This is a genomic window from Amycolatopsis sp. NPDC114505, assembly GCF_055633615.1.
Window position 1 is genome coordinate 1,464,171 of the sequence record NZ_JBVKDV010000003.1, and the last position, 13,908, is coordinate 1,478,078.

Below are 13,908 nucleotides of genomic sequence, written 5' to 3' on the forward strand. Positions count from 1 at the left end.
CCTTCGCTCAGCTGAAACCGATGGACTGGGTGCGGTCGTTCATGAACGACCCGACGTTGCCGGTGTTCTCCTTGAACGGGCCGTCGCGGTCGCCGCCGAGGTTCGGCTCCGGGTAGAGCCAGACCCAGCAGTTCCCCCACGGCTGCACGGACGAGATCTTGTTCTTCCAGTCGTCGCCGAGGTCGAACTGCCAGTTGACCCAACCGTCCTTCTTGCACAGTTCGGGTCCGGTGATCGTCAGCGAGTTCCCGGTGTAGTCGGGACCGTCGAAGAACGTGCCCTGGACGACGTCGCCGTCCGCCTCCGCGAGGGCGAGCGAGCGCTGCGTGCCCGTGGAACAGTGCTGCACACCGGTTTCCGCGTTCAGCACGCAGTGGCGGGTGACGTCCGCGGCGGCCGCGGGAACGGCGCCGAGCAGCGAAACGGCCGAAGCGGCGGCGGCGACCGAGATGGCTGTTCTGGTCCAGTTGTTCGCCATTGTGGTTCCTTTCTCCGGAATCGAAACGATCTTCGCCATCGAAAGTACGTCGATACGGACGAATCGGGGCGGCTCGTGCCCATCGGGACTTCGGGGTCTGCCTGAATCCTCTGAGGACACCGGCGCCGGACTGCACGCGAATGGGAGGCGGGGTACAGTACGCCGTCCGCGTCAGGATCGGGCCGCTAGAATCGGGCGATGACGCTCACCGACGACGAGACGCAGATGGTGGCCCTGACCGCGCGGTTCGTCGACGAACGCGTCCGCCCCCGCGTCCGCGAATTCGAGGCCGACGACGTCTACCCGGGCGAGCTCATCGACGAGATGAAAGCGCTCGGGTTCTTCGGCCTGCTGGTCCCGGCCGAATTCGGCGGCGTCGACGTCAGCACGGCGTGCTTCGCCCGGGTCACCGAAGAGCTCGCGCGCGGCTGGATGAGCCTCGCCGGCGCCATCGGCGGGCACTCGGTGATCACCTACCTGCTCAAGACGTTCGGCACGCCCGGGCAGCGCGAGAAGTACCTGCCCGCGATGGCCGGCGGCACGGTCCGCGCCACGATGGCGCTGACCGAGCCCGGCGGCGGCAGCGACCTGCAGGCCATGCGCACCCACGCCGTCCCCGACGGCGACGGCTGGTCGATCACCGGGTCGAAGACCTGGATCTCCAACGCCGCCCACTCCGGGCTGATCGGCCTGCTGTGCGTCACCGACCGGGCCGCCTCCCCGGCCCACCGCGGCATGAGCGTGCTGCTGGTCGAGCCCGGTGCCGGCCTGACCGTCTCCCCCAAGCTGCCCAAGCTGGGTTACCGGGGCGTCGAAGCGTGCGAACTGGCCTTCGACGGCCGGCGCGTGGGCGCCGACGCGGTGCTGGGCGGGACGCCGAACGAGGGCTGGGCGCAGATGATGCGCGGCCTGGAGGTCGGCCGGGTCCAGGTCGCCGCCCGCGCGGTGGGCGTCGGGCAGGCCGCGCTGAACGACGCCGTCCGGTACGCCCAGGAGCGCGAGTCGTTCGGCAAGCCGATCTGGCAGCACCAGTCGGTCGGCAACCTGCTCGCCGACATGGCCACCAAGATGCGCGCGGCGCGCCTGCTCACCTTGGACGCCGCCGAGAAGCTCGACGCCGGGGTGCGCGCCGATCTGGAGGCCGGGATGGCGAAGCTGTTCGCCTCCGAAGCCGCGATGCAGGTGGCGCTGGACGCGATCCGCGTCCACGGCGGTTACGGCTATTCCCGGGAGTACGACGTCGAACGCTACTTCCGCGACGCGCCGCTGATGATCGTCGGCGAGGGCACCAACGAGATCCAGCGCACCGTCATCGCCGCCCAGCTCATCGCCCGCGACAAGATCGGGTGACACGCCGATCATAACTTGACTCATTCCAGAGAAGGCCCCTAGGGTGGCCGTCGTGATGACCGACTTCGAGGCGCAGCTGCGGGCGGTCTCGTTGCGGGTGACGCGGCCGAGGCTGGCCGTGCTCACCGCGCTGCGCGACCACCCGCACGTCGACACCGAGACGGTGATCGCACTGGTACGGGCCGAGCACCCGACGGTGTCGCACCAGACGATCTACGACGTCCTGCGGGCGCTCACCGACACCGGCCTGGTGCGGCGCATCCAGCCCGCGGGCGCGACCGCCCGGTACGAGTCCCGGGTCGGGGACAACCACCACCACGTCGTGTGCCGCACCTGCGGTGCGATCGCGGACGTCGACTGCGCCGTCGGCCACACCCCGTGCCTGACCGCCTCGGACGACCACGGCTTCGTGATCGACCAGGCGGAGGTCGTCTACTGGGGCACCTGCCCCGACTGCGCGGCCACCCGAATCCCGAAATGATCCGCCCGCCCGGAAGGAAGTAGATGAGCAACACCCAGGAGAACGCCGGCTGCCCGGTCGCGCACGACTCCGTGACCGCGCACGGCAGCGAGAGCGAGAACCCGGCGATCGACGCCCCGTCCGCGAAGACGGGCGGCCGTCCGCGCACGAACCAGGACTGGTGGCCCAACCAGCTCGACCTGACGGTGCTGCACGCCCACTCGTCGAAGAGCAACCCGCTGGGCGAGAAGTTCGCCTACGCCAAGGAGTTCGCGAAGCTCGACGTCGAGGCGCTCAAGCGGGACATCACCGAGGTGCTCACCACCTCGCAGGACTGGTGGCCGGCGGACTTCGGCCACTACGGCGGCCTGATGATCCGGCTGAGCTGGCACGCCGCGGGCACCTACCGCATCCACGACGGCCGCGGCGGCGCCGGTGACGGCGGGCAGCGCTTCGCCCCGCTGAACAGCTGGCCGGACAACGCCAACCTCGACAAGGCGCGCCGCCTGCTGTGGCCGGTCAAGCAGAAGTACGGCCAGAAGATCTCGTGGGCCGACCTGCTGGTGCTGGCCGGCAACGTCGCACTGGAGTCGATGGGCTTCGAGACCTTCGGCTTCGGCTTCGGCCGCGTCGACACCTGGGAGCCCGAGGAGATCTTCTGGGGCCCCGAAGAGAACTGGCTGGGCGAAGACCGCTACGCGAGCGACTCCGAGATGGTGCCCGACCTCGGCGCGACCGAGATGGGCCTCATCTACGTCAACCCCGAGGGTCCCCGCGGCAGCGCGGACTTCGAGGCAGCGGCCCACTTCATCCGGGAGACCTTCGCCCGGATGGCGATGAACGACGAGGAGACCGTCGCCCTCATCGCCGGTGGCCACACCTTCGGCAAGACCCACGGCGCCGCGGTCGCCGACGACCACGTGGGCCCGGAGCCCGAGGGCGAGCGGCTGGAGTCGCAGGGCCTCGGCTGGCTGAGCACGCACGGCAGCGGCAAGGGCGCGGACGCGATCACCAGTGGCCTCGAGGTGACGTGGACGGACAAGCCGACCGAGTGGAGCAACCGCTTCTTCGAGATCCTGTTCGGCTTCGAGTGGGAGCTCACCACGAGCCCGGGCGGCGGCAAGCAGTACGTCGCCAAGGACGCGCCGGAGATCATCCCGGACGCGTACGACCCGAACAAGAAGCACAAGCCGACCATGCTCACGACGGACCTGTCGCTGCGCTTCGACCCGGTGTACGGCCCGATCTCGCGCCGTTTCCTGGAGCACCCGGACGAGTTCGCGCTGGCGTTCGCCAAGGCGTGGTACAAGCTGCTGCACCGCGACATGGGCCCGGTCAGCCGTTTCCTGGGCCCGTGGGTGGCCGAGCCGCAGCTGTGGCAGGACCCGGTGCCGGCCGTCGAGGGTGACCTCGTGGGCGACGCCGACATCGCCGCTCTCAAGGCGAAGGTGCTCGAGTCCGGCCTCACGGTCGCCCAGCTGGTCGACACGGCGTGGGCGTCGGCGTCGAGCTTCCGTTCCACCGACAAGCGCGGTGGCGCGAACGGCGCCCGCATCCGCCTCGAGCCGCAGCGGAGCTGGGAGGTCAACAAGCCCGAGCAGCTCGCGACGGTCCTGTCGGCCCTGGAGGGCATCCAGCAGGAGTTCAACGCGGCGGGCGGCGCGCAGATCTCGCTGGCCGACCTGATCGTGCTGGCGGGCTCGGCGGCGGTCGAGAAGGCAGCGCGCGACGCGGGTGTCGAGACGACCGTGCCGTTCCACCCGGGCCGCACGGACGCGACCCAGGAGCAGACGGACACGGACTCGTTCAAGGTGCTCGAGCCGCGCGCCGACGGGTTCCGCAACTACCTGCGGGCGGGCGAGAAGAGCCAGCCGGAGAAGCTCCTGGTCGACCGCGCGTACATGCTCGGGCTGTCGGCCCCGGAGATGACGGTCCTGGTCGGCGGCCTGCGCGCCCTGGCGGGCACCCAGCACGGCGTCCTGACGGACAAGCCGGGCGTGCTCACGAACGACTTCTTCGCGAACCTGCTGTCCCCGGGAACGCGCTGGAAGGCATCGGAGTCCGAGGAGAACGTGTACGAGATCCTGGACGCGAGCACGGACAAGCTGAAGTGGACCGCCACGGCGGTCGACCTGGTGTTCGGAGCGAACTCCCAGCTGCGCGCGCTGTCCGAGGTGTACGCGAGCGACGACGCGAGCGAGAAGTTCGTGGCGGACTTCGTGGCGGCTTGGACGAAGGTCATGGAACTGGACCGGTTCGACCTGGTGTGATTCGGTTTTGATCCGGTGACGGGCCCGGCTGATCTTCGGATCGGCCGGGCCCGTTCTTCGTGTGGTCATCCGGTCCGGGTCACGGGCGCAGGGCGTCGACGATCAAGTCGAGCATCCGGCCGGTCCGTTCCGCGTCCGGACCGGCCGATGTGGACAGGAACGCGCCCAGCAGCAGCAAAGTGACGTCTTCCGGGTCGACGCCCGCGCGTAGCGTGCCCGCGAGTGCTCCCGCGTCGAGGATCGTGCCGATCGCCGCGGTGATGCGCCCGCGGGTCGCCGGGGTCGCGATGCGGCCGGATGCCAGGCTCGCGCGCAGGATGTCGCCCATTCCGCGCTTGGTTTCCACGAAAGCCGCGTAACGGTCCATCCACGCGCGCAGGGCGGCTTCGGGCGGGAGATCCGCGAGCAGCGCCGGGGCACTCGCCGTGACGTCGTCGAGCTCGGCCGCGTAGACGGCTTCGACGAGGGCCTCGCGGGTCGGGAAGTGGCGGTACAGCGTGCCGATGCCGACCCCGGCTTCGCGGGCGATCGCCTCCAGCGCGACCGTGCCGTCGGCGGTGGCGAAGGCGGCCCGCGCGATCGCGACGAGCTTCTCCCGGTTGCGCCGCGCGTCGGAGCGCACCGGGCGGTCGGGTTCGGGCGAAGACAAAACGGAGGCACCTCCGGTTGTGCTACTGTCGGCTTAGCGGAGGTTCCTCCGCTTCACCATCATCGCACGAAGACGGGACTACGCATGCCTTCCACCGAAAGTGCCCCGCGGCCGGGTGGCGCCGGCGCGCTCGCCGGCCGGACCGTCGCCCGCGTCGGGTACGGGGCGATGCAGCTCGAACGCCTCCGCGACGACCGCGGCGCGGCCGTCGCGCTGCTGCGCCGGGCCTTCGACCTCGGCGTCGACCACGTCGACACCGCCCAGTTCTACGGCAACGGCTTCGTCAACGAGGTCATCCGCGAGGCCATCCGGCCCGGCGACGACGTCCTGGTCGCCAGCAAGGTCGGCGCCGACCCCGACCCCGGCGGTCCGATCCCGCTCCGCCTGGCGCAACGGCCGGAGGAGCTGCGGGCGAGCGTCGAAGCCAACCTGCGCGCGCTCGGCCTCGATCGGATCCCGCTCGTCAACCTGCGCCGCGCGGACCGGCGGCCCGGCGTGCTGGCCGAGGGCGACCAGGTGGTCGGCCTCGACGACCAGCTCGCGGTGATGACGGCCCTGCGCGACGAGGGCAAGATCGGCGCCATCGGCCTCAGCAGCGTGACCCTCGACGTCCTGCGCCGGGCGCTCCCGGCCGGCATCGCGTGCGTGCAGAACGCGTACAGCCTCGTCGGGCGCGACGACGAGGACATGCTCGCGCTCTGCGTCGCGGAGGACATCGCCTGGGTCCCGTTCTTCCCGCTCGGCGGCGCCTTCCCCGGCCTGCCGAAGGTGACCGACGAGCCGGCGGTGCGAGCGGCCGCGCGGGAGCTGGGCCGCACGCCGGCGCAGATCGGGCTGGCCTGGCTGCTGCACCACGCCCCGAACGTCCACCTCATCCCCGGCACCGCGAGCGCGGATCACCTGGACGGCAACGTCTCCGCCGGCGACATCGTGCTCGACGGCGACACGCTGGCCGCACTGGGCGAGGTCCCGACCCGCTCGCTGGACGCCGCCCTCGGCTGATCCCGGGTCCACGGCACGACGACGCCGTGGCGGACCAGCTCGCCGTACTGCGCCGGCTCGACGGGCCGGAACACGAGGTCCAGCACCGCCTCCGCCGCCTGCGCGGGACTCGGCGCGTCGCGCACGTCCCACCACAGGGCGGACGTCGGCGTGTTCATCATCCCGGGGCAGACGGCGGCGAGCAGGATCCCGCGCGCCAGGTCGTCGTCACGGCGCTCGGCGGCGAGCGCCCGCACCGCCGCGACCTGGCCGATCTTCGACGGGATGTTGACGAAGCCCGGCCAGTCGCCGGCGCGGGCGCTGCCGTCCTCGACCGCGTCGCGCCAGGCGGCCACCTGCTCGTCCACTGCGTCCAATGAGGACGGCCGGGCGAACCGCTTGTGCAGCACGGGCGCGAGGTGGTCCAGCGTGCCGAGCGAGCTGGCCACGACGAGGAAGCGGCCGTCGTCGCGCAGCAGCGGCGCGAAGGCGCGGAGCAGCCGGGTGGTGCCGAAGTTGTTGACCTCGGCGTAGGCGCGGACGATCGCGCGCGGGTCGTCTTCGGGGCCGACGCGCATGACGGCGTTGCCGACCACGATGTCGACGCCCCCGTGCCGCTCCGCCAGCCGCGCGGCGAGGCGGCCGGGCGCGGTGGGTTCGGCGACGTCGAGGACCTCACCGCGGACCTCGGCGCCGCCGGCGGGCATGGCTTCGACGGCCTGGGCGACGCGCCCGGCGTCGCGGCCGGTCAGGTAGACGGTGTCCGCGGCGGACAGCCGGGCCGCGAGCCCTTCGACCAGGGCGAGGCCCAGGCCTTGGGTGGCGCCGGTGACGAGAGCGACTTTCGGGGTCATGCCTCCAAGCTAGGACCGCCCCGGCCATGCGAACAGCGAAAGAAACGCAGACCTGGTATGCGTAGAAGTCATGACCTTCGCCGACGCCTCGCTGACCGCCCTGCGGGTGTTCCGGGAGGTGGCCGAGCGCGGCACGCTCACGGCCGCGGCCACCGCGCTCGGCTACACCCAGTCCGCGGTCTCCCGCCAGATCGCGTCGCTGGAGCGCGCGGCGGGGACGCCGTTGCTGGAACGGCGTCACGACGGCGTGCGGCTCACGGCGGCCGGGCTGATCGTGGTCCGGCGCGCCGCCGGCGTCATCGACCAGCTCGACGCGACCGCGCGCGAGCTCGCCGGGCTGCCGGGTGAGCAGGGCACGGTCCGGCTGGGCTGGTTCCCGACCGCGGGCGCCGTCCTGCTGCCCCGCGCGCTGGCCGCCCTGCGGCGCACGCACCCGGCGATCACCGTGCTCAGCCGGGAAGGCGGCACGCCCGCGCTGGTCCGCGCCCTGCGCGCGGGCACCCTCGACCTCGCGCTGGTGGCGTCGGCGCCGCCGTTCCGCCCGCTCGACACCGAGACCCCGGCGCTGGCCGTGCGGACCCTCTCCGAGCGCAGCCTGCGCGTGGCCGTGCCGGCGAGTGATCCGCTCGCACGCCGGGAGTACGTCGACGTGGCCGACCTGCGCGGGCAGCGCTGGATCGCGGGCACGGGCGACGACCGCGTGATGGGCGTGTGGCCCGGCCTGGACGAGCGGCCCGAGATCGCGCACACCGCACGCGACTGGCTGGCGAAGCTCCAGCTCGTCGCGGCCGGCTGCGGCATCACGACGGTGCCGGGCTCACTCGGCGCGGTGGTGCCGCCGGGGGTGCGCGTGCTGGCCGTTCGCGGTGGCCCCGGCGAGCAGCGCCGCCTCCTGCTCGCCCACCTCCCGCGGCCGCTGTCCGACGCGGCGGGCCGGGTCGCCGCGGCCCTGCGCGAAGCCGCCCTCGAATCCCCTCCGCCGCCGTCGTGAGTGAGAAACAGTGTTCTAACCCTGTTTCTCACTCACGACCGGGTGGGAAGGGCGACCACGGTCCGTGGCGTCAACCGCCCCTTCTCGGGGTCCCGCGTGACCTCGCCGGCGGTGACCGCGGAGCCCAGCGCGCCGATCGCGTCCTCCGGGCGGTAGATCGTCTCCAGCAGCGTGAAGTGCTGCAGCTCCGCGACCGTGCGGCTCCCCCGCCGCGCCAGTTCGGCCACCAGGGCCCGGCGCAACGGCAGCAGCTGCGGCGTCAGCGAGATGTCGACCAGGGTGCCCTCGGCGTCCCGCGGGTCGCGGTAGCGGATGCCCGCGAACTCGTCGACCGCCCACAGCTCGCTCTTGAACGTCGCGAGGTGCTTGGCGTCCGCGGTGAGGAACACCAGCAAGCGCGCCTCGCCGTCCTCGGCGACCAGCTCGACCGCGCACCCGTGCTCCACGGGGTGGTCCCCCGCGGGTGCGGTGACAAGCACCTCGTGCCCCTTGCCCCGGGCCATCGACGCGACCAGCGGCCAAGCTTCCGGACCGTCCAAATGGGTCAGCACCGGCCCGGTGACCCCGAGCTCGCGCGGATCGTCGGCGACCCGCACCGACAGGCCCGCGGGTACTTCCCCGGGCGCGGCCGAGCCGACGATCACCAGCTCCAGGTGGTGGCCGTCGAGACGGTCGGAGAACTCGCCGAAGACCCGCAGCGCATCGGCCGCGAAGCCGCCGCACTCGACGTACGTGCCGCCGCGCTGGGACCGCAGGGCCTTCGCCGTCCACGCGTCGAGGTACCGCACCAGCACATCCCGCTCCACGGCGGCATGCTGGTCGGGGCGCCGTACGCGCTCGGCCACGCCTCCGGTTGTACCGCAGCGAACCGTCCGGCACCAGGGCGGACGTCGTCAGCCCTCCGGGTAGAACAGGAACAGCGTGCAGCCGGTGGTGCTCGCGGGCACGTGCCACGTGCCCGCCGGCGCGTGGAGGAACGTGCCCGCCGGGTGGTCGCGCGCGCCGTCGTTGAACGTGCCCGCGACGACGTAGACCTCCTCCGGGCCGGGCTCGTGGACGTCCCGGCGCGGCCACGACGTCCCGGCGTCCATTTCCAGGATTCCCGCGTGCGCGCCGGCCGGTCCGGTCCACAGTGGACGGAACCGGATGCCGGGGAAGAGCTCGCGGACGGGCGCTTCCCTTACGGTGGCCCAGGTGTAGCCGTCTTGGTCGAGGATCTCGGGGTGCATGACCGCCACGGTGCCCGCGCCGGGCGGGCCGGGCCAGTGTCCGGGAAGACACCCTGGGGTACTTTCTTGCCATGCATCGCGTGGTGGCCCTGGTGCGGCCGGTGCAGTCGACGTTCGAGCTGGGCTGCGCCGCCGAGGTCTTCGGCACGCCGCGGGCCGGGGTGCCGCGGCACTACGAGTTCGAGGTGTGCGCGGAGACGCCCGGCCCGGTGCCGACGACGGCCGGGTACGCGATGTCCGTCTCGCGTGGCCTGGCCGCGCTGGACTCCGCCGACACCGTGATCATCCCCGGCTGGGCACCGGTGGAGGCGCCGCTGCCCCCACGCGTCCGCTGCGCGCTGCTGCGGGCCCACGCGCGGGGCGCGCGGCTCGTCACCATCTGCTCCGGGGTGTTCGCGCTGGCCCGGACCGGCCTGCTGGACGGCCGGTCCGCGACGACCCACTGGGCCCGCGCCGAGCAGCTGCGGCGCGAGTTCCCGCGGGTGCGGGTGGAGCCGGACGTGCTGTACGTCGACCACGGCGACGTCGCCACGAGCGCCGGGGCGGGTGCGGGGATCGACCTGTGCCTGCACCTCGTCCGGCAGGACCACGGGGCCGCGCACGCAGCACTGGTCGCGCGGCACATGGTGATGCCGCCCCACCGCGAGGGCGGCCAGGCGCAGTTCGCCCCGCCGCCCCCGCCGCCGGACGCGCTGGACGGCCTCCTCGGCTGGGCGGGCGACCGCCTCGGGACGCCGTTGCCGCTGAGCGAACTGGCCGCGCGGGCCGGCGTCTCGCCGCGCACGCTGGCCCGGCGCTTCGCCGACCAGCTCGGCACGAGCCCCGGCGCGTGGCTGCTGGCCCGCCGCGTCACGGAGGCCCGCACGCTCCTGGAGGAGACGGACCTGCCGGTGGAGGCGATCGCGACCCGGGTCGGCCTGACCTCGGCGGTCAACCTGCGACGCCGCTTCCGCGCCCAGGTCGGCACGACTCCCGGCGCTTACCGGCGGGCGTTCCGGACGCCGTAGAACCGGGCGGTGTCCCAGTTCCTGGGCATCGTTGCGCCCGGACGCGGCGAGCGGTCCACTCGGCCCATCGCTTTTCCCGCCGGAAGGATCACCATGTCGGTCACCGACGAGCTCCTGTCCCACAACGCCGAGTACGCCGCGACCTTCACCGGGCCGCTCCCGCTGCCGCCCGCCAAGCACGTCGCCGTGCTCGCCTGCATGGACGCGCGCATCAACGTCTACGGCGTGCTGGGCCTGCGGGAAGGCGAAGCGCACGTCATCCGCAACGCCGGCGGCGTCGTCACCGAAGACGAGATCCGTTCGCTCGCCATCAGCCAGCGGCTGCTCGGCACCGAGGAGATCATCCTCATCCACCACACCGACTGCGGCATGCTCACCTTCACCGACGACGACTTCAAGAAGTCGATCCAGGAGGACGTCGGCGTCAAGCCCGCCTGGGCCGCGGAAGCGTTCAGCGACCTCGACGAAGACGTCCGCCAGTCGATCGCGCGGATCAAGAACAGCCCGTTCATCCCGAAGAAGGACTCCGTCCGCGGCTTCGTGTTCGACGTCGCCACCGGGAAGCTGGACGAAGTCGCGTGACCGCCGGCCGAGGTGACGAGTCTCGGCAACCTGTCGCGGTGGGTCACCTTCGGCTGGCCGCGGCGGCCGCGGCCAGCGCGACCGCGAACACCCCGTAGGCGACGGCCAGCCCGCCGGCCGGGCTCAGCGCGCCGCCGATCGCACGGCCCAGGAGCTGGCCGACGCACTCGGCCGTGATCACCGCGGTGGCCAGTTCCGTCGCGGTGAGCCTCGGCCCCGGGGCCGAGGCCCGGACGTACAGGCCGGGATAGGCGAGCCCGACGCCGATCCCGGCCACCGTCCAGGCGGCGAGCACCACGGGGAACGGGCCGCCCACGGCCAAGACGGCCGTGCCGAGCGCGGTCAGGCTCAAGCCGGCCGCGGGAAAGCGCCATCCGGACAGGCTCGTCACGGCCCAGCCGAGCGGCGCCGCGCTGAGGACGATCGCGGCCTGGGCGAGGCTCATGCCGAACCCCGTCGTCAGCAGGACGGTGATCAGGCTGTCGGCGCCGAAGTAGCCGACCGCGAACAGCACCATCGCCGCGAGCGCGGCCGGCGTCCCGCGTCGCAGGCGCGCGGTGCCGGCCGGCAGGATCGCGACCATCCCGGCCGCGGCGACCACGGCACCGGCGACCGCGAGCGGCCACCACCCGGCGCTCAGCACGACTCCCGCCGCGCCCAGGGGTACCAGCAACGTCCGGCCGAGCGGCCGCGGGACGTCGTCCGCGGGCGGGTCGTCGCGCACGACCAGCAACCGTCCGATGAGGACGAACGGCACCGGCACCAACAGGGTCCAGCGCCACCCGACGAGGTGTTCGAGGCCCAGCGTCGCGGCCGGCCCGACCAGGGCGGGCAGGATCCACATCGCCGACGACGCGGCGACCACGCGCAGGCGCAGGCGTTCGTCGAGGTGCCGGATCGCGGAGCTGACGCCGAACACCGCGAGCAGGCCGCCGGCGAGCCCGGTGGAAAGCTGGCCCAGCGCGAACATCCACGCGCCCTGCGCGCTGGCGGCCACGACGAGCCCGCCGACGTAGGCGAGCATCCCGGCGGCGAGCGTGCCCCGCGTGCCGAGCCGGCCCAACACCCGGCTCGCCAGCGGAAGCGCGACGAAGAGCCCCAGGGTGGAGCCGGCGATCAGCAGCCCGAGCCGGTCCCCCGCGCCGAGGTCACGGGCGACGACCGGCAGCAGGGTGGAGGCGACGAAGCTGCTGACGGCCGCGGCGAACTCGAGCGCGACGATCCCGGCGGCGAGGAGACGCGATTCCCTCGCCGCCAGGCTCACGTGTACAGCTCGCGGTCGTAGGCGTTGATCTGCACCGGAACGCCGTCGGGGTCGGGAACGCGCACCGAGCGTCCGAAGCCTTCGTCGATGACGGGCCCGGGCTCGTACCCGGCTTTGCGCAGGCGCTGCGCGACGTCTTCCAGGCGTTCGTCGGTCTCGAAGGCGAGTTCGCACCGGCCTTGTTCGCCCCGGCCTTGCTCGCCCCGATGGACCGCCAGCGTGCCGGCGTCGGCGGGCAGTTCGACCCACCCGCCGGGCCGCGAGACCGGGCCGAGGTGGAGGCCGAGCGTCTCGTAGAAGCGGGTCATGGCTTCGACGTCCGAGGTGTAGCGGATCGGCAGCACTCGCATCACGGGCGTTCCTCGCTCTGTCGCAGGTGGTCCTCGAGCACGCGCTCGACATAGGCCGACAGGGACTCGTCGGCATCGACGGAGGCGTGCTTCACCCGCCGGATGAGCTCGGCCGGCAGGTAGACGCTGAACTGCCGCTTGACGGGGTCGGGCATGCCCGCATGCTAGCAAATGGGCATGCCCGCTTGCACGCATGAAGTCCTGCACTTCGCCAGCGGCAGGACACCCGGCCACGGAACCTCATCTTCGACCGGGTGGTCGCAACCGCCCTGCGCGACCGCCGCGGACCACCCTCTTCGCCGGATGACCGAAGTCCCTCAGGAGTCGGTGACCCTGGTGCACGACACGGGCTTCCCCGGGCCCGGCGCCGTCGCCTTGGCCAGCTCCTTCACCCCGTCGAGCAGGACGCGACAGCTCAGCGTCAGAGCCCCGGTCGGCGTGGCGGTGACTTCGGCCTGCTGACCGGCCGTCACCACCACCTCCTGCTTCCACGGCACGCCCACCGGGCCCTGGACGGTCTGCTGCTTGATCTCGTCGTTGTAGCGGTTCGGCGAATCCGCGTAGTCCACCTTCGCCAGCGTCCCGCTTTCCTGGCCGGTCACCTCGTACGTGATGGCCCACGACTTGCCGCTCGGGTTCGAGCACGCCGTCAGACCCGCGCACAGCACCGTCACCGCGAGCACTCCCCTGATGTTCATGCTCCGAACGGTAGAGCCGACCACCGCCGCCGGCATCGCACCGACGACCGATCAACCGATAGTGCGATGGTCTTGGCCGCCGTTGCGCTTCATCGCTCCCGCGATCAGCAGCGCCAGGCCGTTCTCCAGGGCCGGGGCCAGGTCCAGGTGCAGTGCCGCCAGTGCCGGGTCCACTTCGTACGCCGCGAGCGCGCTCGGTGACGGGCGGCAGTGCGTCCACAGCCCGCCGGTCAGGATCATCGCCAGCAGGCACACCGATGCCGCCTCCTCGCCGACCTCCGGCACGTACCGCCGGATCAGCTCGGCCATCGAGCCCAGCCCCGCCAGCGCGGACCGCTTGAAGCGCACGACGGCGTCGGTCGACACGTTGTGTTCCAGGACACCCGCCTGCGCGCCGATGAGGTCGCAGAGCACCGTGCGTCGCGCCAGTGAGTAGGCGACGACCGTCGCGAACCGCTCGCCCCGCTCCCCCGCCGACGCGCCCGGGTCGACGCCGGCGGACAGCTCGACGGCCACTTCGTCCAGCCAGTCGCGCAGGGCGCGGTCGAGGAGCTCGAGCAGCACCGCCTCGCGGGATTCGAAGTAGCGCAACACATTCGACTTCGCGAGGCCGACCCGCCGGCTGAGCTCGTTGAGGCTCACGTCGGCCACCGGCATCTCGTCGAGCATCGCCAGCGCCGTGTCGAGAATCGTGCGGCGCCGCTCCTCCCGCTGCTCCGCGCTGCGGGCCCGCTGGAACGTCATG

Annotated in this window: 17 protein-coding genes; 7 read left to right on the forward strand and 10 right to left on the reverse strand. The window is 72.5% G+C overall.

The window, feature by feature from the left end:
• Positions 1-7: 7 nt before the first annotated feature.
• Positions 8-478: a peptidase inhibitor family I36 protein gene (locus ACZ7OU_RS36055; protein ID WP_470258667.1), complete on the reverse strand. Its 471-nt coding sequence runs from the start codon at positions 476-478 to the stop codon at positions 8-10.
• Between the two features lie 198 nt (positions 479-676).
• On the opposite strand from ACZ7OU_RS36055, the gene ACZ7OU_RS36060 reads away from it, so the two are divergent.
• Genes ACZ7OU_RS36060 through katG form a run of 3 tightly spaced genes read left to right on the forward strand, consistent with a single transcriptional unit; the run spans position 677 to position 4,558 of the window.
• Entirely contained in the window at positions 677-1,828 is a 1,152-nt protein-coding gene (locus ACZ7OU_RS36060) for an acyl-CoA dehydrogenase family protein (RefSeq protein WP_470258668.1), read from the forward strand.
• A gap of 55 nt (positions 1,829-1,883) precedes the next feature.
• Positions 1,884-2,309: a Fur family transcriptional regulator gene (locus tag ACZ7OU_RS36065; RefSeq protein ID WP_470242807.1), complete on the forward strand. Its 426-nt coding sequence runs from the start codon at positions 1,884-1,886 to the stop codon at positions 2,307-2,309.
• Positions 2,310-2,332: 23 nt separating this feature from the next.
• Positions 2,333-4,558, forward strand: coding sequence for a catalase/peroxidase HPI (gene katG, locus ACZ7OU_RS36070; protein ID WP_470258669.1), 2,226 nt, complete (start codon positions 2,333-2,335; stop codon positions 4,556-4,558).
• Between the two features lie 79 nt (positions 4,559-4,637).
• On the opposite strand, the gene ACZ7OU_RS36075 is transcribed toward katG, so the two are convergent.
• The gene (locus tag ACZ7OU_RS36075) at positions 4,638-5,207 is read right to left on the reverse strand and encodes a TetR/AcrR family transcriptional regulator (RefSeq protein WP_470242809.1); all 570 of its coding nucleotides are present in this window, start codon (positions 5,205-5,207) and stop codon (positions 4,638-4,640) included.
• A gap of 84 nt (positions 5,208-5,291) precedes the next feature.
• Here ACZ7OU_RS36075 and ACZ7OU_RS36080 point away from each other — a divergent pair, with 84 nt between their 5' ends.
• Positions 5,292-6,209, forward strand: coding sequence for an aldo/keto reductase (locus ACZ7OU_RS36080; protein ID WP_470258670.1), 918 nt, complete (start codon positions 5,292-5,294; stop codon positions 6,207-6,209).
• Here the strand turns inward: ACZ7OU_RS36080 and ACZ7OU_RS36085 are convergent.
• The gene (locus ACZ7OU_RS36085; protein WP_470258671.1) at positions 6,104-7,042 is read right to left on the reverse strand and encodes an SDR family NAD(P)-dependent oxidoreductase; all 939 of its coding nucleotides are present in this window, start codon (positions 7,040-7,042) and stop codon (positions 6,104-6,106) included. The two genes, ACZ7OU_RS36080 and ACZ7OU_RS36085, sit on opposite strands and share 106 nt — an antisense overlap.
• A gap of 70 nt (positions 7,043-7,112) precedes the next feature.
• Between ACZ7OU_RS36085 and ACZ7OU_RS36090 the strand changes: the two genes are divergently transcribed.
• A complete protein-coding gene (locus ACZ7OU_RS36090; protein WP_470258672.1) occupies positions 7,113-8,033 on the forward strand; it encodes a LysR family transcriptional regulator in 921 nt (306 codons plus the stop codon).
• Positions 8,034-8,065: 32 nt separating this feature from the next.
• Here ACZ7OU_RS36090 and ACZ7OU_RS36095 read toward each other — a convergent pair whose 3' ends face one another.
• Both ACZ7OU_RS36095 and ACZ7OU_RS36100 read right to left on the reverse strand, forming a co-directional pair.
• Positions 8,066-8,839 carry a hypothetical protein gene (locus ACZ7OU_RS36095; RefSeq protein ID WP_470258673.1) on the reverse strand — a complete coding sequence of 258 codons (774 nt, stop codon included), beginning with the start codon at positions 8,837-8,839 and terminating at the stop codon, positions 8,066-8,068.
• A gap of 87 nt (positions 8,840-8,926) precedes the next feature.
• A complete protein-coding gene (locus ACZ7OU_RS36100) occupies positions 8,927-9,262 on the reverse strand; it encodes a cupin domain-containing protein (protein WP_470258674.1) in 336 nt (111 codons plus the stop codon).
• Positions 9,263-9,333: 71 nt separating this feature from the next.
• On the opposite strand from ACZ7OU_RS36100, the gene ACZ7OU_RS36105 reads away from it, so the two are divergent.
• Both ACZ7OU_RS36105 and ACZ7OU_RS36110 read left to right on the forward strand, forming a co-directional pair.
• Positions 9,334-10,269 (forward strand): GlxA family transcriptional regulator, encoded by a 936-nt coding sequence (locus tag ACZ7OU_RS36105; RefSeq protein ID WP_470258675.1) that lies wholly within the window; start codon positions 9,334-9,336, stop codon positions 10,267-10,269.
• Positions 10,270-10,362: 93 nt separating this feature from the next.
• A complete protein-coding gene (locus tag ACZ7OU_RS36110) occupies positions 10,363-10,851 on the forward strand; it encodes a beta-class carbonic anhydrase (RefSeq protein ID WP_470242816.1) in 489 nt (162 codons plus the stop codon).
• A 43-nt stretch (positions 10,852-10,894) separates the two neighbouring features.
• Here ACZ7OU_RS36110 and ACZ7OU_RS36115 read toward each other — a convergent pair whose 3' ends face one another.
• From ACZ7OU_RS36115 to ACZ7OU_RS36135, 5 genes are all read right to left on the reverse strand, one after another.
• Positions 10,895-12,115, reverse strand: a complete 1,221-nt coding sequence (locus ACZ7OU_RS36115) for an MFS transporter (protein ID WP_470258676.1) — start codon at positions 12,113-12,115, stop codon at positions 10,895-10,897.
• The gene (locus tag ACZ7OU_RS36120; protein WP_470258677.1) at positions 12,112-12,465 is read right to left on the reverse strand and encodes a VOC family protein; all 354 of its coding nucleotides are present in this window, start codon (positions 12,463-12,465) and stop codon (positions 12,112-12,114) included. The genes ACZ7OU_RS36115 and ACZ7OU_RS36120 overlap by 4 nt, the downstream gene beginning before the upstream one ends.
• A complete protein-coding gene (locus ACZ7OU_RS36125; RefSeq protein WP_470258678.1) occupies positions 12,465-12,620 on the reverse strand; it encodes a CopG family transcriptional regulator in 156 nt (51 codons plus the stop codon). Before ACZ7OU_RS36125 ends, ACZ7OU_RS36120 begins: the two co-directional genes overlap by 1 nt.
• Positions 12,621-12,782: 162 nt before the next feature.
• Positions 12,783-13,163 (reverse strand): MmpS family transport accessory protein, encoded by a 381-nt coding sequence (locus tag ACZ7OU_RS36130; RefSeq protein WP_470258679.1) that lies wholly within the window; start codon positions 13,161-13,163, stop codon positions 12,783-12,785.
• A gap of 51 nt (positions 13,164-13,214) precedes the next feature.
• Complete coding sequence (locus ACZ7OU_RS36135) at positions 13,215-13,907, reverse strand: TetR/AcrR family transcriptional regulator (RefSeq protein ID WP_470258680.1); 693 nt, start codon at positions 13,905-13,907, stop codon at positions 13,215-13,217.
• Position 13,908 lies beyond the last annotated feature (1 nt).